Annotated in this window: 23 protein-coding genes; 9 read left to right on the top strand and 14 right to left on the bottom strand. The window is 41.3% G+C overall.

Annotated features, from left to right (window positions below; genetic code table 11):
• Positions 1–10: 10 nt before the first annotated feature.
• Positions 11–1,180: a glycosyltransferase family 2 protein gene (locus tag FN831_RS14775; RefSeq protein WP_142528960.1), complete on the bottom strand. Its 1,170-nt coding sequence runs from the start codon at positions 1,178–1,180 to the stop codon at positions 11–13.
• 6 nt (positions 1,181–1,186) lie between these two features.
• Positions 1,187–2,098, bottom strand: a complete 912-nt coding sequence (locus FN831_RS14770; protein WP_142528959.1) for a glycosyltransferase family 2 protein — start codon at positions 2,096–2,098, stop codon at positions 1,187–1,189.
• A gap of 503 nt (positions 2,099–2,601) precedes the next feature.
• Here FN831_RS14770 and FN831_RS14765 point away from each other — a divergent pair.
• From FN831_RS14765 to FN831_RS14750, 4 genes are read left to right on the top strand one after another with little or no spacing between them, the layout of a single operon-like run.
• A complete protein-coding gene (locus FN831_RS14765; protein WP_142528958.1) occupies positions 2,602–3,462 on the top strand; it encodes a beta-1,6-N-acetylglucosaminyltransferase in 861 nt (286 codons plus the stop codon).
• Positions 3,446–3,817, top strand: a complete 372-nt coding sequence (locus FN831_RS14760) for a sugar 3,4-ketoisomerase (RefSeq protein ID WP_142528957.1) — start codon at positions 3,446–3,448, stop codon at positions 3,815–3,817. Before FN831_RS14765 ends, FN831_RS14760 begins: the two co-directional genes overlap by 17 nt.
• On the top strand, positions 3,804–4,895 hold the full coding sequence (locus tag FN831_RS14755; RefSeq protein ID WP_142528956.1) for a DegT/DnrJ/EryC1/StrS family aminotransferase: 1,092 nt from the start codon (positions 3,804–3,806) through the stop codon (positions 4,893–4,895). Before FN831_RS14760 ends, FN831_RS14755 begins: the two co-directional genes overlap by 14 nt.
• Positions 4,896–4,941: 46 nt before the next feature.
• On the top strand, positions 4,942–5,757 hold the full coding sequence (locus FN831_RS14750) for a methyltransferase, TIGR04325 family (protein ID WP_142528955.1): 816 nt from the start codon (positions 4,942–4,944) through the stop codon (positions 5,755–5,757).
• A 3-nt stretch (positions 5,758–5,760) separates the two neighbouring features.
• On the opposite strand, the gene FN831_RS14745 is transcribed toward FN831_RS14750, so the two are convergent.
• Genes FN831_RS14745 through FN831_RS14735 form a run of 3 tightly spaced genes read right to left on the bottom strand, consistent with a single transcriptional unit; the run spans position 5,761 to position 8,712 of the window.
• Positions 5,761–6,192 (bottom strand): hypothetical protein, encoded by a 432-nt coding sequence (locus FN831_RS14745; RefSeq protein WP_142528954.1) that lies wholly within the window; start codon positions 6,190–6,192, stop codon positions 5,761–5,763.
• Complete coding sequence (locus FN831_RS14740; protein WP_142528953.1) at positions 6,193–7,632, bottom strand: GMC oxidoreductase; 1,440 nt, start codon at positions 7,630–7,632, stop codon at positions 6,193–6,195.
• A 36-nt stretch (positions 7,633–7,668) separates the two neighbouring features.
• Positions 7,669–8,712, bottom strand: a complete 1,044-nt coding sequence (locus tag FN831_RS14735) for a UbiA prenyltransferase family protein (protein ID WP_246101540.1) — start codon at positions 8,710–8,712, stop codon at positions 7,669–7,671.
• A 160-nt stretch (positions 8,713–8,872) separates the two neighbouring features.
• Between FN831_RS14735 and FN831_RS14730 the strand changes: the two genes are divergently transcribed.
• Complete coding sequence (locus tag FN831_RS14730; protein WP_142528952.1) at positions 8,873–10,498, top strand: glycosyltransferase family 39 protein; 1,626 nt, start codon at positions 8,873–8,875, stop codon at positions 10,496–10,498.
• On the opposite strand, the gene FN831_RS14725 is transcribed toward FN831_RS14730, so the two are convergent.
• Both FN831_RS14725 and FN831_RS14720 read right to left on the bottom strand, forming a co-directional pair.
• Positions 10,470–11,354 (bottom strand): beta-1,6-N-acetylglucosaminyltransferase, encoded by an 885-nt coding sequence (locus tag FN831_RS14725; protein WP_142528951.1) that lies wholly within the window; start codon positions 11,352–11,354, stop codon positions 10,470–10,472. The genes FN831_RS14730 and FN831_RS14725 overlap by 29 nt on opposite strands.
• A gap of 149 nt (positions 11,355–11,503) precedes the next feature.
• A complete protein-coding gene (locus FN831_RS14720; protein WP_142528950.1) occupies positions 11,504–12,451 on the bottom strand; it encodes a hypothetical protein in 948 nt (315 codons plus the stop codon).
• 212 nt (positions 12,452–12,663) lie between these two features.
• Between FN831_RS14720 and FN831_RS14715 the strand changes: the two genes are divergently transcribed.
• Genes FN831_RS14715 through FN831_RS14705 form a run of 3 tightly spaced genes read left to right on the top strand, consistent with a single transcriptional unit; the run spans position 12,664 to position 14,553 of the window.
• On the top strand, positions 12,664–13,530 hold the full coding sequence (locus FN831_RS14715; RefSeq protein ID WP_246101538.1) for a beta-1,6-N-acetylglucosaminyltransferase: 867 nt from the start codon (positions 12,664–12,666) through the stop codon (positions 13,528–13,530).
• Between the two features lie 4 nt (positions 13,531–13,534).
• Positions 13,535–13,930: a GtrA family protein gene (locus tag FN831_RS14710; RefSeq protein ID WP_185960491.1), complete on the top strand. Its 396-nt coding sequence runs from the start codon at positions 13,535–13,537 to the stop codon at positions 13,928–13,930.
• An 8-nt stretch (positions 13,931–13,938) separates the two neighbouring features.
• Positions 13,939–14,553, top strand: a complete 615-nt coding sequence (locus FN831_RS14705) for an HAD-IB family hydrolase (protein WP_142528947.1) — start codon at positions 13,939–13,941, stop codon at positions 14,551–14,553.
• Positions 14,554–14,561: 8 nt separating this feature from the next.
• Here FN831_RS14705 and FN831_RS14700 read toward each other — a convergent pair whose 3' ends face one another.
• Both FN831_RS14700 and FN831_RS14695 read right to left on the bottom strand, forming a co-directional pair.
• Entirely contained in the window at positions 14,562–16,262 is a 1,701-nt protein-coding gene (locus tag FN831_RS14700) for a GMC oxidoreductase (protein ID WP_142528946.1), read from the bottom strand.
• Positions 16,263–16,838: a gluconate 2-dehydrogenase subunit 3 family protein gene (locus tag FN831_RS14695; protein WP_142528945.1), complete on the bottom strand. Its 576-nt coding sequence runs from the start codon at positions 16,836–16,838 to the stop codon at positions 16,263–16,265.
• A 436-nt stretch (positions 16,839–17,274) separates the two neighbouring features.
• On the opposite strand from FN831_RS14695, the gene FN831_RS14690 reads away from it, so the two are divergent.
• Positions 17,275–18,609: a hypothetical protein gene (locus FN831_RS14690; protein ID WP_142528944.1), complete on the top strand. Its 1,335-nt coding sequence runs from the start codon at positions 17,275–17,277 to the stop codon at positions 18,607–18,609.
• A 123-nt stretch (positions 18,610–18,732) separates the two neighbouring features.
• Here the strand turns inward: FN831_RS14690 and FN831_RS14685 are convergent, their stop codons facing one another.
• From FN831_RS14685 to FN831_RS14665, 5 genes are all read right to left on the bottom strand, one after another.
• On the bottom strand, positions 18,733–19,530 hold the full coding sequence (locus FN831_RS14685; RefSeq protein ID WP_142528943.1) for a glycosyltransferase: 798 nt from the start codon (positions 19,528–19,530) through the stop codon (positions 18,733–18,735).
• A 47-nt stretch (positions 19,531–19,577) separates the two neighbouring features.
• Positions 19,578–20,927, bottom strand: a complete 1,350-nt coding sequence (locus FN831_RS14680) for a lipopolysaccharide biosynthesis protein (protein WP_142528942.1) — start codon at positions 20,925–20,927, stop codon at positions 19,578–19,580.
• A 72-nt stretch (positions 20,928–20,999) separates the two neighbouring features.
• Positions 21,000–21,788, bottom strand: coding sequence for a glycosyltransferase (locus FN831_RS14675; RefSeq protein ID WP_142528941.1), 789 nt, complete (start codon positions 21,786–21,788; stop codon positions 21,000–21,002).
• 15 nt (positions 21,789–21,803) lie between these two features.
• A complete protein-coding gene (locus FN831_RS14670; RefSeq protein WP_142528940.1) occupies positions 21,804–22,634 on the bottom strand; it encodes a glycosyltransferase family 2 protein in 831 nt (276 codons plus the stop codon).
• A gap of 4 nt (positions 22,635–22,638) precedes the next feature.
• Entirely contained in the window at positions 22,639–23,253 is a 615-nt protein-coding gene (locus FN831_RS14665; RefSeq protein WP_142528939.1) for an acyltransferase, read from the bottom strand.
• Positions 23,254–23,255: the final 2 nt, after the last annotated feature.

Raw genomic sequence — 23,255 nt, 5'->3', positions numbered from 1 at the left:
ACAGGTTAGGTTAGATTTTCCTTTTAGATTTTTCCCAGGCAGCACTCTGGTTCTTTTTGTAATACCTGATGATACCGGCAAGTACCGCATAATTCATCACGCAAAAATAATAAGGAATAAAGAGTGCTTTTACACGAATATTCCTGCTCTCAAAATATAGGCCTGTGAGGCTCAGTAAATAAAACAATACCTGCAGCACCAGGAATATCTGATAGAAAGCATTCTGTGTATCCAGCGCAATGATCACGTTGAGAATAAAGACCAGAAACAAAAGAAATGGAGTGATAGTCCAGCGCAATACCCGGTGACTGATATACTGAAAGGTAAATACCGGATTGTTAAAAGGGTTTGCTGCTTTTTTTAAACGCATGATGGACTGTATACCTCCGGCCGCGATCCTGATTTTTCTTTTGAGCTCTTCCTTCACATCTGCCGAAGCGGTTTCCATTGCATAAGCACCAGGTTCATAGGCGATAATAAAGCCGTTTTCTGCAATACGCATGGCAATCATATGATCGTCGATGATCGTGTCGCTTTCCACAGGCTGATAAAGGTTGGTACGGATACTGAACAGTTCGCCCGCAGCACCCACATTGGAATAGAGCTCATAATCCCATTTCTTTAGCTTGGATTCATATTTCCAGTAGAAGCCCTCACCTGCAGAACTCGCATCTGCAGTTTCTTCCACAAGTATTCTTTTTTCACCTGCTACAGCCCCTACTTTAGGGTTCTGATAATGTTTAACCAATTCCAGCAGGGCCTCTTTGTTTAAGAAGGTATTAGCATCTGTAAAAACAGTGATTTCTCCCTTGATATAAGGTATAGCCCTTTTGATGGCCGCCATCTTACCAGCGCGGATATCCTGGTGGAGAAGTGTGATGTCATCAAATCCCCTGACCTTGTCTGCCGTGCTGTCTGATGATCCGTCAGTAATAAAAATGGCCTGTACCTTGTCCTTCGGGTAGTTCAGCTGCAAGGTGTTCTCTATCTTGTCTTCGATGATATCTTCCTCGTTATAGGCAGCAATCAATACGGTAACGCTGGGCAGCGCTGCTTCTGTTTTAAATATATACGGCTTTTTAAATATTCCTTTAATCCTTACCAGGATATAAAGTACAAACCCATAACCAACAAATGTGTAAACGATCAGGAAAATGCTGATCCAAAAAATTATAATCATGAATACTTAAATTTTAAAACCGAGTACGGTACTTCCTTTTGAATGTGTGAGGTTCCATCCGATCCCGCGAAAAACCCATTTAATTAAATCTTTGCGGCCTTTCTGCAGATAGATGAGCACCTGTTTGGTACAGGCAAGGCCAATATAGTAAATACAGAAAAGCACCGTATTCAGCAGGCCCGTATTCCTGCGGATAAAGAGTATCCTGTTCCTTGTCATAAAGTAGGTCTTGATTATGCTTTCCTTGCCAACACTCATCGATTCTTTGTGATAAACTTTGGCTTTACCTGTAAACCAGATCTTCTTTCCTGCCCTTTTAAACTTCTCGCACCAGTCCAGCTCCTCATAGTATAGAAAATACTGTTCTTCCATCAGGCCCACAGACTCAAGGTCTGCAGTACGGCACATCATTGCCGCACCATGGCAAAATGCCGTTTCCCTGCTTTGCTGATCATACTGACCAGTATTCTGCTCCATACCGCCGATCACACGGTTACGGCAGGTGAGATAGTTCATTTCGGAAAATCCGGCGTACTGAACCACTTCAGGCGCATCAAAATAGAGCAGCAGCGGTGATATCAGGCCGATATCGGGACGGCTCTCCAGTTCGGCGCTGAGTGTTTCTATCAACCCGGGAGTGATTTCAGTATCGTTATTTAACAACAGCAGATAGTCGCCGCTTGCCTTTCTGATCCCGATATTGTTTCCCCCTGCAAAACCCAGGTTCTGATCAGAGCGGATGTAGATCAGTTCCGGGAATACGGACAGGAAACTTTCTTCGTGATCTTCTCTGCTTCCGTTATCTACCAGAATAACCTCCGTAGCTGAAAGATTGGCATGTAGTTGTATTGATTTTAGAAAGTCAATCGTTACTTCCGGCTGATTAAAATTAACACTAATGATGGAGGTGCGCTTCATTGAAGTAAAAGTAATTAAAATCATCTGGTATTCCATTGTTCCTGCAGCTGATAATCATTGCTTTTTATTAGTTACGGATCCCCATTCAGCCTTTTTACTCCAACAAGTGATATTGATTTATCAAAATATATTATTATGTATCAATTCTGATATCTCTAATCATATTCTAATAACTGGTTTTTATATTTGGGAGCTGCAACAGTATGGGAAAAAGAATACACAAATACGAGCACCCATTACCCAAAACTGATTTGGATCAAAAATAAAACAAAAAGATCATCAATATGTTTAATTGAAGCAATAGGCTCTCCACACCATATTTTATATAATATTTTTACCAAAACGAAACGCAATCACACTCGCTACCGGAAGTGTTTTTGTAATATTTACCCACACAATGCAGATAATTACTATATATCTTGATTAATGGCATTATATTTTCTATAATAATCAATATATTTAGGAAAAATCTACATTAACATACAATTAACACTACCAGAAAAATGCGTGTTGCCCATCTCATTCTCACTTATACAAATCCCCGGCAAACCGAAAGGATGATCCGGCAGTTAGCTCACGAAAATTTTGATTTTTATATTCATGTAGACAAAAAATTTGACATCAATCCTCATCTTTTCATGGAGGCACTGCCTAATGTTTACTTTATTAACAACAGGGTTGATGTAAAATGGGCTGGATACAGTACTGTAGTTGCCACCTTTGAATGTATCAAGGAAATTGTTGCTACAGGTATCGAATATGATTTTATCAATTTTTTAAGCGGGCAGGACTACCCGATTAAGAGCGCAGATCAGATCAACAGCTTCTTTGAAGAAAACAGGGGAAAAGAATTCCTGAGCTACCGTGACATCAAAAATGAATGGAAAGAAGGTCTGCTCAGAATGGAAAAATACTATTTATCAGGCTACGAGTTCAGGGGAAAAACCAGACTGGAGAACCTGATCAATAAGGTGATGCCAAAGAGAAAGCTCCCAAACAACCTGCACCCTTACGGGAAATCGATGTTCTGGATGCTGAGCCCTGCTACAGCAATGTATGTGGTGAACACAGTGGAAAATGATAAAAAACTAAAAGATTTCTTCTGGCTGTGCTGGGCCAGTGATGAATTCGTTTTTCAGACGATTTTACTTAATTCCCCAATAAAGGATAAAATTATCAACGATAACTTTCGGTATATCGACTGGAGTGCCGGAGGAGCTAATCCTAAAGTATTAAATGAAAGCGATGCAGAGAAGATCTCGGCGTCAAAAGACCTTTTTGCGAGAAAATTCGATATGGTTAACAGCCCCGGAATTCTTGATTATATAGATAAACACTTACTTACGCATGGCGCATATAATTAACGTACAAACTTTTAAAGATACCCGGGGAATACTTACTGTGCTTGACAGTATTGTTCCCTTTGATATTAAACGCTTATTTTACATCTATTCTGTAGATAATACCGACCGTGGAGGTCACCGCCATCACGAAACCCATCAGGCTGCCATTTGTATACAGGGATCCTGCCAGATCACCAATAACAATAGTGAAACAACTGAGATCTTTACGCTTGACAGCCCGGAAAAATGCTTAATATTACTACCTGAAGACTGGCATGTGATGCACGACTTCTCTGCTGACGCTATTTTACTGGTATTAGCTTCAACTGCATTTGATCCGAAAGATTATATTTATGAGCCTTATGATTCCATATGAAAGCCTGAAAATATTAAACCGGCCGTTTGAAGAAAAACTGAAAGGCAAACTTTCAGATTTTCTCGACAAGGGATGGTATATTTTAGGAGAGGAAGTTGCTGCCTTTGAAAAGGAATTTGCATTGTACCATGATGAACAATATTGTGTTGGTGTAGCAAACGGCCTGGATGCCTTAATTCTTGCTTTAAAATGCTGCGGTTTTAAACCGGGAGATGAAGTGATCGTACCTTCTAATACATATATTGCTACGATCCTGGCCATTATACACTGCGGCTTAACACCCGTTCTGGTAGAACCGGATCTGCGCACCTATAATATAGACCCTCTGGCTATACCGGATGCAATTAGCTCAAAAACGGTAGCCATTATGGTTGTCCATTTGTATGGACAATGCTGCGAAATGGATCCTATAATGGAGATTGCAAAAGATCATCAGTTAAAAGTAATTGAAGATTGTGCCCAGGCGCACGGTGCCAAATACAAAGGTAAACTAGCTGGAACATTCGGGGATTTCGGTGCCTTCAGCTTCTATCCTACCAAAAACCTTGGTGCACTGGGAGACGCCGGGGCAGTGATCTGTAAATCTGAAGAAGATTACCAAAAACTGCGTCAGCTGAGGAATTATGGTTCTGAAAAGAAATATCACAATGGCGTGATTGGCTACAACTCCAGGCTTGATGAGTTGCAGGCCGCTTTCCTGCGTATCAAACTACCACATCTTGATGAGATCAACCAGCATAAACGAAAACTTGCCGCGATCTATTTTGAGGTTTTGAATGATTCATTTGTGAAACCAAAGCTGGATGAAGATTACTATAACGTATATCATATCTATAATATACTTCATCCGGAAAGAGATAAATTAAAGGAATTCCTGGCCGCTCATCAGATTGCTACCGAGATACATTATCCTGTAGCGCCCCAGGACCAGGTGGCCTTGAAAGATTACCTTCAGCACTTTGATTATCCTGTTTCGGCTAACATCCACCAGAGTACCTTAAGTTTGCCCTGTTCGTTTGCACATACAGAAGCCGAGATACGTCATGTTGCTGATATCTTAAATCAATTCAGTTCATAAATTATATCAGGAAATTATATAAAGCGCTAACCAAGTATACTATTTTATGTTACACTATTTATTGAAGGAATTAGCCCCACCGATAACGTCGAGTTTAAGGTGGTACAGCTTTAAATATGGATGGAAAGGTTCGTACAAGAGCTTTGAAGAAGCGCAGGAAAAATGTGCAGGGTACGATCAGGACCATATCCTCAAACGCATCATCGACACAACGCTGAAGGTTAAAAACGGCGAGATCCCGTATGAACGCGACGGCATACCCTATGATGAAGTCCAGATGAATTTCCCACTCCTCAAAACATTGCTGTACATTGCTTCAATGAACGACAATGAGCTGACGGTTATCGACTTTGGCGGTTCGCTCGGGACTACATATTATCAAAATTATCCTTATCTCAAACACCTGAAGAAACTCAGATGGTGTATCATTGAACAGCCAAAATTTGTTGAGGCCGGAAAACAACAGTTTGAGAATGAGCATGTAAAGTTCTATCATACCATAGAAGATTGCATGAAGGAAAACGACCCTCAGCTTTTCCTGGTTTGCAATGTGCTACAGTACCTGGATGAACCCTACAGGTTGCTGGACGAGATCAGGCGAACTAACATTCCTTATCTGATGCTGGACTTTATGCATTATAATGACAAGGATGCAGACCGGATCACAATACAGCATGTGCCCCCTGTTTTTTACGGCATAGAAGCTTCCTATCCCTGCCGCTTTTTCAGCAGGATCAAAATAGAAGATAAACTGTGCGAGTCTTATGATAAAAAATATGATTACATATCGGCACATGAGAAATATTACGTTCAGTTAAAACCTTTCAGGTATGAAGGTGCCTTATGGGAACTGCGTAAATAATGATCAGGGATTTTTGATTTCGGAGGCAGGATAAATGAGGTAGGAATAAGGGTTTGGTATCGGGCTGTGATACGGGGAGTATAAACCCAGATACTTCACCGGCCTGCGCTCATCAGTTTTATTGATAAAAAAGTCTGTCGACAACAGGAAATACTTGATCAGGTCCCTCAGGCGGTCAGAATGTTCATAGTTGAGCCTCAGATAAAAGGTTGTTTTCCATTTGAGACGCGATACCATATCGTTTCCCGTAGCCTTGAAATAATCGTCAATATAACTTTCAATACTGCCGGGCACAATTTTCAGGTAATACAATTCTTTTCTGATCTGCTCCAGGGCATATTCTTTTGTTCCCGGAGCAATAAAATATAAGGATGGCGGGATCACACATAATCCTGCCCCAATTCCTGCTAATGCTAAAAAACTTCTTCTCTTCATTTAAAATGATTTGTCGGCCGATAATAAGGAAAGCGCCGATACAGTTAGTGTAGGGTTTGAAGGCCCAAAAGTGGTAAATGCCCCCGCCCCCAGAACAAACAGGTTACGGTACTGATGATGGATCATATGCTGATCTACCACCCCATGTGCTTTGTCTGTGCTCATTCTTGTGCCCCCAATGATATGGCCTTCATGTGATGCAGGGTCCAGATAGATTAACTTTTCTACCGGCAGACAGGATAATATTCCCGGCAGCTTCTGTTTCATATTTTCTACTGCCCTGAGCGTATAGTCAGAGCGTTCCTTAAAATGTACCTCGGGAACAAAGCGGTTTTCAGTGGTGGTAATATAATTGGAATCCAGCGGAAGATCCTCGAAAACCAAACGGTAACTGGCAACATTCAAATGTTTTCCGCGCTCCAGCCTGATATCATAAGGTGCATTATTGGCTTCGATCAGACAGGCTGCAAAATCCTTCCTGTGGTCGCCATCATAAAGCATATAGCCATTGGCATTTACCCAGGTGCTGCCCCCCGCATTGGTGATATTGTCTAAATAGATCAGCACCTGCATCCCCAGCTGTTCGCCAAAGCCTTTCCCTGTCAGCGGGTTTTTATCGCCAGACTGCAGCAGGATATTACTGTTAAAAAAAGGGTTTGCCCCCAGCACAACCACTTCTCCGCTTACAGACAACTCTTTGCCCTCCCGTTCAAAAAAGACTTTCTTCACCACATCGTTCTGCGTTTCCAAACGATGCACCTGCGCACCATATACCAGTTCTACCCGCGTATCTCCGTATACACCAATACCCGAATTCTCGATGGTAAACTTCGCATTAACGGGGCAGGTTTCGCAGGTACTGAATGCCATACAGCTATTTCGCTGAGCTGTTGCGTGACTTGCACGGGCTCCCGGCTGACTGATGTAATCAGTTCCATAGGTCTTATGCATGATCTTATCCACCAGGCTAAACGAATGGGGCGGCAGCGGATACTTTCCCTTCCTTGGAAATGGAGTGCCCTCAGGGCCCGAAACAGACATCAGTTCTTCTGCCTCGTAATAATAAGGATCCAGGTCGTTATAATCCAGGGGCCAGTCCTGCGCGATGCCGTATTTTGACTTCATTTTGAAATCATTGGGCATAAACCTGGGCGTACAGCCCCACCAGCAATTTGAGGAGCCTCCGTAACTGAGCGAAAAAGGCCATTCTTTTCCTTTGCTGACGTTTACAAAAGCTTCTTCAGATGGCAAGTCATATTTCTGATAAGCAGTAGGTAGATCTCTTTTGATCTTAAGCCGCTCTGCTTGGGGAAAGAAATATCCCTTCTCCAGCACCAATATCTTTTTTTCTCCTTTTACCTTTGATAAATACTTCTTTAAAAAAAAACTGGAGGCAAAACCAGTACCCACAATTACTAAATCGTAATGATCGTATTTCATCTTCGTCAATTAATCTGAATATAGAAAGGCTTTTGGTTAATAATTGTTTGCATTTTTCAGAAACCAGTACAACCATGGGATCTTCACAAACATCAGCACACAAAGCATGATCGTAAATAAGACGAGGTATACCATAAACCATTTCCTGGTATATAATTTTTCTGAGCCCTGCACAGGTGAGTCCCTCAGCAGGCCGATTTTCAGATACCATGAAAACAACAATGCAAAAAACGGAAAACTTACCAGGAGCTCAATCCTGTCCTTGATCAGAAATATTCCCAGAAAAAATGCAGAGGTAATGGCGTAAAAAAACATAGAAACCAGCAAACTGTTTTCGGTATAAAATTTAAAAGACCTTCTGTACATCCCTGCAACTGCCGGGTCTCCGATCAACCTGTATTCGGCAAATCTTTTGGTAGCCATCAGAAATGCACCGCCCATCCAGTAGGCAATGATAATGCTCACCGGAGGGAAAGTATTGATCCAGTCCAGGTCCCATTTACTTCCCGGCACGCCCAATGCCGGAGAAAAGATAAACCATCCTGCAGCAAAACGGATCGGATTATTGATAGATTCACTCAGGACATCCAAAAATACCCTGTCCTTGCTCCTGAACGGTTTTACATTATATATGACTCCCATGACCAGTAAAAACGTGGCCATCGAAAGAAATTTTATAGAAACCAGGTAGGCCAGGCCAAGCCCGGCAACTGCCAGCAAAGCATATTCAATATATACGATCACCGGATTGATCAGTGTTACCACAGCAGATCTCCTGTTTTTTAAGGGATGGTATTTATCAAAACCCTTATCCAGATATTCATTGATCACATAGTTTGCAGATGCGACCAGACAAATGCTGATCACGCCCATGATAATTTTCCACACCAGGCTGGTATTGAATGGTGTATGAAAAACCGAGAGGGCGAAGAGCATCCCTGGTACCATAAATGCATTTTTCACCCAGTTATCGGGCCGCGCTATTGCAATATATTCCTGGAGTTTTGCAGGTTGCTGCTGTAGAATGTTTGTTTCCTCATCCACAGACGGGGAATCTTTCATCGTAACTTTATCAATCATTAATAGGGTATTTAACTTTTTGAACAAATCTGCACAAACAATTCCAACATAGATTAGTAAGCCAAAACAAATGTGAGGTGATAAGAAAATATCCGCTGTTCAAAATATTAGACATAAAATTATCAAATTTTTCGATATTGCGACAATTAAGATACTAAAAATGAATAATTTAATCAGGAAGAACATTTTTGATAATAAAATACAATATAATATAATCTTATGTATCATCTTATCGCTGGGAACGGCATTCAGGTTATTTCATTTTTTCTATAACCGTTCGCTCTGGATGGACGAGGTATACCTGTCGTCAAGTTTCAGCCACCTTGGATATGCAGACCTGGCGTCCAAAATGCTCGACTATCAGCAAAAAGCCCCCCTGGGCTTTTTATGGCTGGTGAAATTATCAGTAAATCTGTTTGGTTACCATGAAATGAGCCTTCGGCTGATCCCACTGCTCGCCGGTCTGCTCTCCCTGTTCCTTTTTGCAAGTTTATGCAAATACTTTCTTCGTCCCTGGGCCCAGCTCATGGCCCTGGCCATATTTGCTTTTGCCCCTGCCCTCGTCTACCATAGTGTAGAAATCAAACAATATGCAATGGAATGCCTGGCAACGGTAGTTGCCCTCGATCTTTTCATCCGGTACAAAGACAGCCATTCCTGGAAAGATAAAATCTGCTGGGGAATTCTGGGAGCCATCACACTCTGGTTTTCTTTTTCAGTGATCTTTGTATTTGCAGGAATAGCCTGCGGCATCAGCCTGGATTACCTGATCAGAAAAGACTGGAAATCGCTGTTGACAAATGCAGTTCCTTTTATGCTCTGGCTGGGCAGTTTTCTGGTCAATTACCTGTTATTTACACATAAGCATGCGGAGTCTTCCTGGGTGGTCTATTTCTTTAAAACCTATGATAACTTCATGCCCTTTCCTCCCCATTCGCTGCAGCAGCTCAAATGGTTCCCCAGAAATTTCAATGACCTGATGGACTACCCTCTTGGATTGTCATGGAACCTTAAAGAAGTCACCAGCAGTACGATCCTTCAACTCATCAGCCTGCCGCTGGTTCCTGCCCTTCTGCTGTTCACTGGTTTTTATCACCAGTTCAAACTCAGCAAAAGAAGCTTTTACAGCCTGTTCTTTCCGGTAATATTTATGCTCATTGCCTCTGGCATATATCTGTATCCCTTACTGGAGAGATTCTGGGTTTTTATCAGTCCGGTATTTATCCTGGCCATTGCGCTAGGCTTTGAATATTTTCAGCAGAAGCTCAGGTCTGCCGCGATCGCCTGGGCACTCTTCATTATCCTGATCAGTATTCCATTGGCCCAGTCTTTATATTACCTTGGCCAGCCACAAAAATTCTATAAACACAAAAAATCATTTGAACGTGAAGGCCTGGTTTATATCAGTGACAATTTTCGCCCCGGCGATGCGGTTTACAACTACTGGAATAATGCGCCAGGATATAAGGTTTACAAAAATTTAAATCATTTGAACTATCACGCAGTGGAAGGCCATGATTTCAGAAAGCAGTCGGTTAGCCTGGCCGCGTATAATCAAAAACTGGAAACCGAGCTGGACCAGCTTAAAGGAAGCAAAAGGGTTTGGGTAATTTACAACACCCAGTTTCTCACAGATATTGGCGATCTGGCAGATGATCCCGGGTGGTATTATAAGAATAAGGTTTCGCCTGAAAGCAATCTGCTGTCAGAATTTCGCAAAATCGGAAAGCCTGTAAAAAAATGGGTAAAACCTGATGTCAGCGTTTACCTGTTGGAACTTTACTGATCAAAGATGGCATACTGGCATCAAGCGCGTCGAGCACATCGGAACTGATAGCTGTATCAAATTTCCTGGCAAAAAGCATATTGGAAGAGCGCATCTTCTCCATATCCTCTACTCCCAGAATTTTGGGATTCGCCATCCCTTCGGGAAATTCGATGTAGCGCAGGTTGTCATTAATGATGTTATCTTTCAATGGTGAATTGAGCAGGATTGTGGGGATAATAAATTCATCCGTCCCCCAGCAAAATTTCAGGAACTTATTCATTCTTGTTTCATTCACAAAAAACGTAGCTACATAAATTGCGCCTTCCTTGTTTAAGGTCCACCAGCTAGATTTGCAGCCGCCGTATAACTTCATGGCAAATGGGAATTTGCGAATGGGCAGTAATTTATTGATCAGGCCTTCGATGAATGTTTTTCCTTTGAAATTGAAATCCGTTAAATGGTAGCGCTGAAACCTGTGCACTGCATTGTCCCACCACTCTGTATTTTCAGTCTCATAATATATAAATGATTTCCCGGCATTCTGTGTCAGAAAGCTATAGATCTCCTCATTGGTCTTTAAAGGATAGTCCTGGCCGCTAAGCAGATTATAAAAACCATAATTTACGCCTGATAAAATCACTTCTTTCAGAGAACTCACCATAGCCTGTAAAGTGCTGTATCCACCCCAGTTGCAGTTGAGCCTGTTCTTGATCAGTTTTACCCCTGAGATTTCAGTGAGATAGCGGAAATCTTCGATATCAACCTTCTTATCTACATGGATGTAAAAATCAAATTGCGGATGCTGCATTTTCCTTAAAATACGTTCCAGTTGCGACGGATTCTTATGTGTAATAATAATATGGGCTATACGCATCTAAGAAATTGATTGTAAACAATACATCATAATAGTTTGAACCGAAATACTGTACCAGGTATTTTACACTAATATATATATTACGATTAGAATAACACAAAGGTTTTCAAATTATACTGAATTAAAGAAATAAAACGACGTTATTATGGTCAAAACTGCAAACCGAGTAGTTTTTTTAAGAAAAAATGCAACCTCTTTTTGACGGCGTACAGATAGTCTCCTTTTTCAAAACCATGATTGGCCTGTTCGAGAATCAAGTCGGCAACAATCAGGTTTTGCCATTTTTTAGTGACCGACCTCATAAACCCTTTTTTTGTGAGGTCATTAACATGCTGCTTAAAGAGTGCAGCGATTAATCCATCAACCAATATCTTCTGGCGCTTGCCCCAGTAATGAAAAACAAAATCTTCGGCACACCTGATCCGGGTTGTACGTTGCAAAACCAGGGAAAAGGCCAGCTGCTCGCTGATAAACCAATGGGAATTGGCGTAAAATTCATCAGTCATTCTGAGTACATCAGGCATGTACCTGCCAAAATCTTTTTGCAGGCCCAGCACACCTGAATTCCAGCTGTAGTCATCTGTGTTAAATTTCGTCTGCTGTCCGCCTATAGAGAAGGATTTGCCGGTGATATATTCGATAAAGGCTTTAGGATACTGCTCCTGGTTAAAGGAATGATACAACTCCAGTCCCTCTTTAAAATTGTACTCCCTTTTGTGCATAAAACTTGCGGAAGTATCCAGTCCGTTAAACAGCAGTACAGGATCGGCCGTAAAAAAGGTATCCGAATCAATAAAAATAACTTCCTGATCAGGAAATCGTTTGAAGGTCAAATCTATTGCACTCACCTTTATACGGTGAATAAAGTTTGTACCGGCCTGCATTTCGAGCAGGGCCTGTTCTGACAGGAAAAAATATTCTATTTCAAAGTCGCTCAGATAACCGGCAAAGAAATCCGGCTGATCTGTATAAATAATGATGCTTAGATTGGTGATCTCGTCTTCGAGCCAGGCCGAAAGGCTGAGGATACAAAACACCGCCCTCAGATACTCGGATGCCTTGCCGTATGAAAGAAAAACTAAATTTTTATTAATCACGTTTATTTAATACTTCCTGTTATGATGAACTGATCGTTTATTTTTATTGAATTGCTGTGCCAATGAAATTCATTAGGAAAAATCTGGAGGAAACTTGTATATTCGATATTAAAATTTATCATATAAAAAGCTAATTCAAGGGGATAATTCCAACAAGTAATAAAGCCTGGTACAAGCAAATTCCAAACCATTTTCATATTCCCATATTAAACATGCGCGTTGCTCATATTATCATTACGCATAAAAATTATAGCCAGGTGGCCCGGCTGATACAAACAATGCAGCATCCACAGTTCGATTTCTACATACATTCAGATGCCAGGGTACCTGCTGCTGAACTAGATAATCTGAAGGATTTGCCCAACACTTTTTTCATAAGGAAAAGGATTAAATGCAACTGGGGCGGTTATAGTTTGTTAAAAGCAATTTTCAATTCATTATCTGAAGTTCTGGCAACAGGAATTGAATACGACTTTATCAGCCTTTTAAGCGGGCAGGATTACCCCATTTCTCCCCCTCAGCAGTTCCACAAGTTCCTGATGCAGCAAAAGGGCAAAAATTTCATTTCCTACGATGAGTCACAGGAATCAGAATGGTGGCGAAAGGCTGCGGCACGATATGAGAAATATCATTTTACCGATTTCAGGTTTAAAGGCAAATTCCTGCTGGAGAGGATTGTCAATAAAATTGCCCCTGAAAGGAAGTTCCCGGAATATACCACGCTGTACGGAGGCAATACATCAACCTGGTGGACCATCTCCCGCGATTGCGCCGTATACCTGAACCAGAAATTTAATGGCAACAGCCAGCTACCAAAATTCCTGAAATTCTGCTGGGGAACAGATGAATTTGTAATTCCCACGATCATTATGAATTCTCATTTTAAAGAGCATACAATCAACAATAACCTGCGTTATATTGACTGGAGCGAAGGAAAGGACAGTCCTAAACTATTTGACCTGTCAGACTACGACAATATAAAAAATTCCAAAAAGCTGCTCGCAAGGAAATTCGACATCAATTACGACCGCCATATCCTCAATAAAATTGATCAGCAATTATTAACTAACCATCATTAACATTTTGGAATTTATCAGAAATATCCTCAGGCAGCAAATATTCAAGTTCATTATAGTGGGCGGATTTTGTGCAAGCCTGGAATTTATCACATTTAATATCTTTATTGATTTCTTCAAAATCAATTATTTGATTGCAAATGTCATCTCCATTGTTATCGCCGTCATCATCAATTACCTGCTTTCAAGAGCATTTGTATTTGAAAAAAGCAGGTATTCCAAAAGAGATGAGTTTTTATCCTTCTTTCTGTTCTCCCTGCTGGCTATAGCACTGAACCAGGTAATTTTATGGTTGCTTTATACTGTCATCAAGCTAGATATCAGGTTATGTAAAGCACTGGCTATTGCAATCGTGGCATTCTTCAACTACGTGACCAAGAAATATATTGTGTTTAAAGCTTAATACCGGTAATGGCAGCAGAAATTAAAGAAAATGAAAAAATGGTAATTGCGGCTTTTGACTTTGACGGCACGATCATCAAACGTGATTCTTTACCTTTATTTATACTTTTTGCCGCCTCTTTTCAACAGCTGCTGCTGGGCAGCATCCGTATGTCGCCCTTTCTTCTGCTTTTAAAACTGAAACTTATTCCCAATGCCAGAGCAAAAGAAAGGCTGCTGGGGATTTTCTTTGCCGGCCTTCATCTCAATGAGTTTAATTTGTTATCGGAGCGCTTCATCTCAAGGATCGAAAAGATGGTGAATCCGCTGGCCCTCGAAAAAATTAAATGGCACCAACAAATGCAGCACGAGGTAGTCATCATCAGTGCTTCTGCAGAAAACTGGATCCGTCCCTGGGCAAAAAAGAATGGCATCGATATCGTACTGGCTACCCGGTTACAGGTTACGGACGACCTGGTCACCGGCAAGCTGCTGTCGGAAAACTGTCTCGGAATAGAGAAAGTAAACCGCCTGCTGGATAAATACCCCCGGCGGGAAGACTATATTCTCTACGCTTACGGCGACAGCAATGGCGATAAAGAACTTCTTGAACTTGCAGACCACGCATTTTACCGCTGTTTTTAAAACATCGATCAGAGATTCCCTTTTTTTAGTTCTTCGGCAGCAAAATGGCTGGCCCTTGCCGTAAGTGCCATATAAGTTAATGAGGGATTCTGACTTGCCGATGAAGCCATACAACTGCCATCCGTAATAAAAACATTCTTTGCCTCATGCATTTGATTGAACTGATTTAATACAGAAGTCCTGGGATCATGCCCCATTCTGGCAGTACCCATTTCATGAACGGTAGAACCTCCCCGTTTATGATAATTAAAAGTCGCCACATCTCTAAATCCGGCCTTTTCCAGCATTTCGCCGCAGGTTGCTTCAATATCATCCATCATTTTCTTTTCATTGTCTTCAAAAGCGAAGTCAATTTTAAGCAGAGGCTGTCCCCATTTATCTTTTTGCGAATGATCCAGTGTGACCTGATTCTTATAATATGGCAAACATTCGCCCCATCCAGCCATCCATACGGTCCAGGGGCCGGGTGTGCTCAGCTGGGCCTTGAAATCTTTTCCAAATCCTGCAAGCCCGTTCACCTTGTCAGACCATTCCTGGCGTTCTCCATGTCCCTGAATATTATATCCCCTCGTAAAGCCCAGGTTTTCATGATCATGAAGGTTCCTGTAACGGGGTATCAGAAATCCGCAGGGCCGTCTTCCTTTATAATACTGATCCGCAAACTGATCGTGCGCGCCTGAGGCACCGGCCGATGCATGATGGTCCATCAGGTTATGCCCCACCTGATCGCTACCATTCCCAAAACCATTGGGGAACCTTGATGAAGTGGAATTCAGCAAGATACCTGCAGTAGCAATAGTAGAGGCATTGACAAATACAATTTTGGCATAAAACTCATGCACCTCACTGGTTATGGTGTCGATTACCCGTACGCCTTTTGCTTTTTGCTTTTGTTCATCATACAGGATTTCGGTAACAATTGAAAATGGCCGTAAAACCAGGTTCCCGGTAGCCATTGCGGCGGGAATTGTAGAACTGTTGCTGCTAAAGTAACCACCAAAGGGACATCCCCTGCTGCAGAGATTACGGTTTTGGCAGGGGCCGCGGCTATCCCAGCCCCTGGTAAGGTTTGCAACTCTTGCAATGGTCAGCAATCTGTGCTGATCATTCTTTTTAATGGATTCAGATAAGTGCCTTTCTATGCAATTGAGCTCCATTGGGGGTAAATATTCCCCATCAGGCAATTGGGATAAATTCTCTTTTTGCCCACTTACGCCTATATGTTTTTCAGCATAAGCATACCATGGGTCAATGTCCTTATACCTGATCGGCCAGTCAACACCGTTGCCATCTTTGAGATTAGCTCCAAAATCCAGATCGCTTAATCTGTAGCATTGCCTGCCCCAAGTAAGGGATCTGCCCCCAACATGATAGCCTCTGTACCAGTCGAACGGTTTTTCCTGTATATAAGGATGATCGGCATCGCTAACATAAAAATGCTTGTCTGCGGGGGTATAGGCGTTGCTTTGTACAGGATCTCTCTGCCGATCCTCCAGCGTATTGTTAAACCCCAGTTTAAAATCCCAGGGATTCAGGTTTGCTGTGGGATAATCCTGCAGGTGTTTTACATCCCTGCCCCTTTCCAGGAGCAATGTTTTTAAACCTTGTTTGCACAGCTCCATTGCCGCCCATCCACCGCTGATACCAGAGCCTATAACGATTGCATCGTAGGTATCTAGTTTTTTAGATTTGTCGCTGATATATATCATTTATTTTGTTGCCCAAGATTTCTGATTTGGTTTTAGAGGAATACATGCCTCAAATTTACCCGGGATATAATCATATGCAAGTCCCTGGGTTGCACCTGCCATAGACAGGCAATAGCCTTCTACAGTAAGGCTTTTAAGCTTAGAAAAGAAAGACTGCCCTAAAAGCTTATTGTTGATCTTATTTAGGATACGGTTGGAATACTCGGCATTTTTTGCCGAATGCTCCAGAATGGACTGCTTTTGTGAGGCATCACATTTGAGAAAATCCTTCCCGTATTGATCCTGTGCATATTTCTCGAGGTCTTCAAGCCCGTAATAGAATTTGTGCTGCTGGCGCACCGGATTACAATTTAAAATGACATTGATGATATAGGTGTGCACATTTGCATCCTTTGCGCCCGGGGTATCGGTACGAGGAATGATCATTTCCGCCATTTCGGCGATCAGCGCCTTTTTATCCCATAAGGCGGAAGCATCAATTGGTTTATTCAGGTCAAACCACTTGAATAAAGAGAAAGAAGCGGTTCCCAGTACACCAGCGGCAAATATTCCTTTTAAATACGTTCTTCTATCCACAGTTCCTATGAGTAATGATGCCTAAATATAATTAATAAGTGTAAATATATAGTGGATTCAGGGATTAACAGCAAGATATTTGCAAAACACCGGGGATTTTCTTTCTCATTCATATCTTTTTCCTATATCATAATAAAATTTAGAACACATATTATTGATTTCATCCAAAAAAATCTGCCTAAATCTCAGAAATCGGCACATTTCGATTTATAATTAGGGCACTTATGTCATATTAATGTCATATGGAAAAATAATCAGAAACATCCTTGTTACATTTAAACCGTGAAAAACATTCCCCACAACGGGGAAACCAACTTTTTGGGGAATTTCTACTCTTTTCGGGGAAATCCCACATTTTGGAGTGCCTCGTTTATCCAATTATAATGTCTATCCTTGTATTGTTAGACAGTTATTTAACGCTTCAATAATTAAAGTTATGGTAAAGAATCAAGCAATACTCGCAGTACTAATCGCATCAATCAGTTTGATGTCATGTAAAAAAGATGGCTTTAGAAAACGTCCAACTAACGAAACTACTACAACAACACCAGTTGTTACAGAACCAGTAGTAGCTGCTCCGGCATCAACATATGCAGTACCTTCAGACGCTACTATATTTGACCTGGGAACAGGATCAGGTTACCTGGTAATCGACGGTACTACTTTAAATATTCCTGCCAACTCTTTCATCCGGATTAAAGCCGGAAGCTATAAAGGGATCACTATTAAAAATATCCTTGCTACAACAGCAAAACCAGTATATATCAAAAACGTTGGTGCCGTTACGATCTCAGAATCAATGACGATTCAAAATGTAAGTAACGTGGTTGTCGATGGCGATAATACTGCAGGCATCACTTACGGTTTTGCTTTCAATAATATCAGCTACAGGGCAATCACCCTGAGCACTCAAATGACCGGCCTTGTACTGAAAAGCATGAGCTTCAAAAATGTTGACGACTATGTGATCTCAGCAGACAATAATCTTGGGACTGCACGCGCCTATGATGGTACAGCAGCTACAAGAACTGATGGTTTCAAAATATTGAATTGTTTATTTGATAATGTAGGCACAATTGCTTTGGGAGGTGCATTAAGCACAGAGACCAATGAAGATACTGGATTATTTAAAGACGTTGAGATTGCTTACAACACTTTCCAGAACTCACAGGAAGTTGGCACAGTTTGTTCTTTCACCAACGTTCAGGACTATAACATCCACCATAATGTTGTGAATAACATCAATACATCCAACGACAATCACAATGGTGTATTCTTTATGCAGGGAAATGGTAAGTTCCACGAAAATAAACTTACAAACTACCAGGGTAATGCGATCAGAATGTGGTTATATTCAAGAGGCAGCACACCTGCAACAAGTGAGATCTACGACAATACCTGCTACAATACAAGAAAATACAGCGGATTTGAGCTTCAGGGATTCACAAGGAACATGTGGTCTGGCAAATCAACTTATTCCAATGCTAAAGTGTATAACAATACAGTTGGACATATGAACACCAACAAAGACTGGGAAGGTCAGTTATTAGACTTATACAACATCAATGGTGGTTCAATTGAATACTACAACAACCTTGGATACGATCTGAACACATTAAAAGGATCTGTTACTAACATGATCAACAACATGAGTGATACAAAAATCACGGTTGAAAGCAACAATAAATATACAGCACTACAGCAAAATGCAGTAACTGACCTTGTAAACTTTGTTACTAAATTTGTAGGGATCGGTGCAGTAATCAACTAGGTTTAACTCAAAGCGTCAATCTCAATACAACTGGCGCCGCATAAATAAAAGATTACAAAAAGAAAGGGAAGTATCGATGATACTTCCCTTTCTTTTTGTATAGCATACCATGCCAGCTTTCTACTAACCGGATTTTCTTGTTCGCAGTAGTTTGTATGTCCAGCTCAGCAACTTGGCCTGAAGATAAATCGCCCTGACTGCCAGAAAAAATGGGTTTCTGCTTTCACGCCAGTTTTGACGTTCCATGGTACTGGGTTCATCTGAGGTATTTACCTGTTCAAAAACGGTATTAAACTGATCGAAAACCAGGCCTTTGCCACCATTTTTTATAAAAGACAAAGCCATTCTCGCTTCGCCTTCATCACTTCCTACGCTGGTATTATACTTGCCAAACTTTTGCAGAAAGCTGCTTCTCCTCAGATGCGGATGATCACTGTAAACATAAAATTTAATGTGATTGTTCGCAAAAGGTGAGGCTGAAAAGAGCATCTCAGAGAAGCCTTTTCCATATGGTTTGGTATACGGATATTTGAAATAAGCATAAAACCTGATAAGGTCTAATGAACTGTCGGTGTTCATGTAGGACAGCGCATCTGTGAAATGTTCAAGAAAGCCCGCAAGAGGCTCGAAATCCTCCTGAACGTATAAAGTGTATGGTGTTGTTACAGCCTGTTGTCCTTTGTTAATATTGGCCCCCAAACCCTGGTTCTTTTCTGCTGCCTCAAGCCGGAAATTAAAATCACTTTGCAGCGCTTTAATACCAGCCAGATGCTGAGGCTTACTGCCGTCATCAGAAACAACGACATCCCCAAAACTAACTTCCAAACTTTTAAAAGTGCTGAGCAACCGCTGCAGGGATTTACTTCTGTTGTAAGTAGTAACCAGTAAGGTGACTTCCGGGAAATGATTTCTTTGTTGCATGGCAATAAGGGTTCAGGTATTCTTTTAATCAGTCTGCAGGATGTTTTCTATCGCTGCAAAAATTGAGTTCTTAATTGTTTGATAAATAGCATTACTTCTTTGTATCCAATAACGTAGATACCCCAAAAACTGAACTTATGATATCTGTTTAACGGAACATAGGTGATTAAAATGGCAACAATTGTAGGAAATACACCTGCAATAGCGATAGAGTAAATCGAATGATAAATTTCAACGCCCACCACTATGGCCACCGCATACACAACCAACATCAATATTATTTTGTAAAAATTAACTTTAGGCTGATGGATCACGTCCAGAGCAAGTGCAAAGAAACGATCTGCCGGGCCCAGCAGGCCAAATACCATCAGCATACGGAAAATATTGGGAGCTTCGTTGTGAGAATTGGCCTCCCCTCCCAATAAAAGGATAATAGGTTCTGCAAATAGCAGTGCAAAAATAGTGCAGGGTATTAAAACAATGGTCATCATCCCTATCAACTTTTTCAGTGCATACATCATTTCTACATGCTCGCCGTTATTATAGTGAAATGACAGGATAGGCATCCCTGTTGCGGCAAAACTCACCATTGGAATTTCAATCACCTGCATAAACTTGCTGCCCAGATTAAAGATTGCCAAACCGGCCGGCCCAATAAAAAAGTTGATGGCAAAGGTGTTTGTAACGTTGAATAAATTTGAACCGATATTGGTGCCCATCGCATACTTTCCAAAATGGAATAACTCCCGGATAGTTTCACGGTCGGCGTATTTCACAGCAGAAATCATGGTCCATTTCAGCGTAAGTACAACGATGCTGGACAACAGGTTAGAAAGGCCGTAAGCGATAAGAACAGCATTCAAAGTGATCTTACCAAAAATTGCCAGAAGAAATATCATTAATGCAAATGATCCCTGGATCATAATTTTAAACCAGAGCAACTTGCCAAACTCTTTCTCCGCCTGTACAATACAGTTTGCCATAAAGCAGGGAAGAGTGATCAGGGAGACCAGTGAAAAATATTTCATAAACAAAACCAGGCCCTGATCAGATACGTGATCTGACAGGAAATAGGTTGGAATGTTAATCACAACAGACACGCCTGTGATTGCTAAAGCTATGCACCATGCAGAACCTGCGATCTGCCTTCCTCTTTCAAGACTGGTACCTGAATAAAATTTAACAATGGTGATTGTCAAAAATCCGGATCTTAACACATCTATCAATCCCAGTATAGCCATGAAGAAAATGTAAATACCCATTTCAACGACGGATAGTTTCCTATACAAAATTGCCAGGGTAACCATTCCAAAAACAGCCATTAGCCCATTACCCAACAAGGAGAGGAAATGTAGGTTAGTAATTACTGATATCGCTTTATTTCGGAGGTTAAACATGAAAAGGGAGTAAGTAGTACATTCAAATTACGCGCTAAATTGCGGAAATGGTCATCAGTTAATGACCAAAATCTACTTTTTAAACCTGGTATTAATGTGTATATCGTAGTTGTATTTAATTTGCCTGTATATAAGCCTGATCATAGCCAGTAAAGGATTATCACTCTGTCTCCAGTTGCTCCTGGTAACCGTGCTTGGTTCAGCAGATGAATTTTCCTGTTTGAACAAACTATCATATTGATCATAAAAGAGGCCTCTGCCCTTGTTTTGAATAAATGAAAGGCACATTTCATATTCTGTTTTATCAGATTTAATGCCTTCGCTGTATTTTCCAAAGCGGTCAAAAAATGTGCTCCTTCTGAGATGAGGGTGATCACTATAGTTGTAGATCTTATCCTTGTTCATGAACCATGGCTTATAGATCATCAGTGAATATCCTTTTTTATAGGGCGTCAGGTAAGGGTAAGGCCCGTACGCATAAAAACGGATTATATCCATATCGGCTTCATCGTTCATAATTTCCATCGCATCGGAAAAATGCGCGGGAAAAACATCCATAGGGATGAAATCCTCCTGAACATAAAGTGTATACGGAGTTTTAACTGCGAGTTGTCCTTTATTTAAGTTGTTGGCCAGCCCTTTGTTCACCGTTGCTGTAACCAGCGTAAAGCCGAGCTCTTCCTTCAGCAGCCTGAGGTGGCTCTGATGTGGCTCCTTACTGCAGTCGTCAGAGACAATGATTTCAGCAAAACTCATATTCAGCGACTTAAAAGCCTTGAGTAAACGTTCGAGGGAACTGCTCCTGTTGTAATGTGTAATCAGCAGGCTAACTTCACTATAAGTATTTTCGGCATCAATCATGCGCTTCTGGGAGTATTAATTACGGGTAATAAAATTATATTTAAATCGCTTCAGATCTTCTTTAATCCTTGATACCACAATGTTGTAAAATGATCCGTTCTGGTTTAATGTTCTCACCCCCGTCCAAACGCGGGCCTTCCGGGCTTTCATCTGTTTGACCTTGCCGTATTGCATCAGATCCATACAGAGCTGCCCGTCTTCTCCCCTTCGGTTGATCTTGATGAAACCAATCTTAAGCCCATATTCTTTCACATATCCCATACTGATCCCAAAGGTATTAAAATAGGGTTGTTTAAGGTGTCTCAAACCAGCCATGGTATCCTTAAGTTTTTCGAGAATAAGCAGCTTCCAGCGTGGAAAAGAAGGCTCACCGATAAATGAATACCGTCCATAGATACACACAACCCCTTCTTTCTTCAATACTTTCATCATCTCGTCTACCCAGCAGGCCGGGTAAAAACAATCTGCATCAGCAGTTAGGATATATTTGCCCAGCGCCTCTTCCTGGCCCCTCTGCCGGGCAGGACCCGCGCCCTGGGTAAGCTCATTGTACGATTTGATATGGAGATCGTTAATGGTATCCTGTGTTCTGTCTGTAGAGTTGTTATTGACTACGATAATCTCAAAAGGGATCTCTGTTACCATCTTTGACAAAGTAGCCACACAGCGAAGGATATTGGTTTCTTCATTCCAGGCGATCACCACAATACTCACCAAAGGTGATTTACTTTGTACCTTGTCAAGGTCCTTATTTATAGATTCAAAAACTGAAGCTGGTATTTCTTCATATTTTTCATAAGGATAGAGAAACTGGCCCAGCCAGTCGGGGTTCTTTAAATAACTCATATGCTTATACTCTTTCCCATTTGTTATTTTCGAAATTATACAGCTTCACCACTCTGGCCGGATTGCCTACTGATACGGAATATGGCGGTACATTCTTAGTGACAATGCTGCCCGCACCAATTACGGCGTGTTTACCAATAGTTACGCCGGCAGTGACCACACAATTTGCGCCAATCCATACATCATCACTGATGGTAATCTGACTGGTAATTGTTTTCTGGTCACATGGCGGTATATCAATGATTTCATATCCGTGGTTTAATCCGGAGACGACAATATTTTGTGCCATGATAACATTATTGCCTATAACCACAGGACCAATTACGGTACAGCCAATCCCAACCAGGGATTTATTACCAATGAAAACATCTCCAACACCGTTATTAATGGTTGAAAAGCTTTCGATAAGGCTGCGGTCTCCCAGTTCAAACTTATTAAAAGGGAAAACATCCATACGGGTCTGGTTCCTGATGATAGATCCCTTACCTTTTTTATGCTTAAAAGGGTTTACAAAAAGCCTGATCCACAATCTGGGCCGGAAATCATTGACCGGAATAAGCAGCCAAAGTGCTGCTTTCTTGATGAATGGATTTGCTTTGATGGTTGCAGCTAATGACATCT

The organism is Pedobacter westerhofensis (genome assembly GCF_900182595.1).
Classification (GTDB): domain Bacteria; phylum Bacteroidota; class Bacteroidia; order Sphingobacteriales; family Sphingobacteriaceae; genus Pedobacter; species Pedobacter westerhofensis.
The sequence above is the reverse complement of the archived record's forward strand: the minus strand, read 5'-3'. Positions and strand labels throughout refer to the sequence as shown.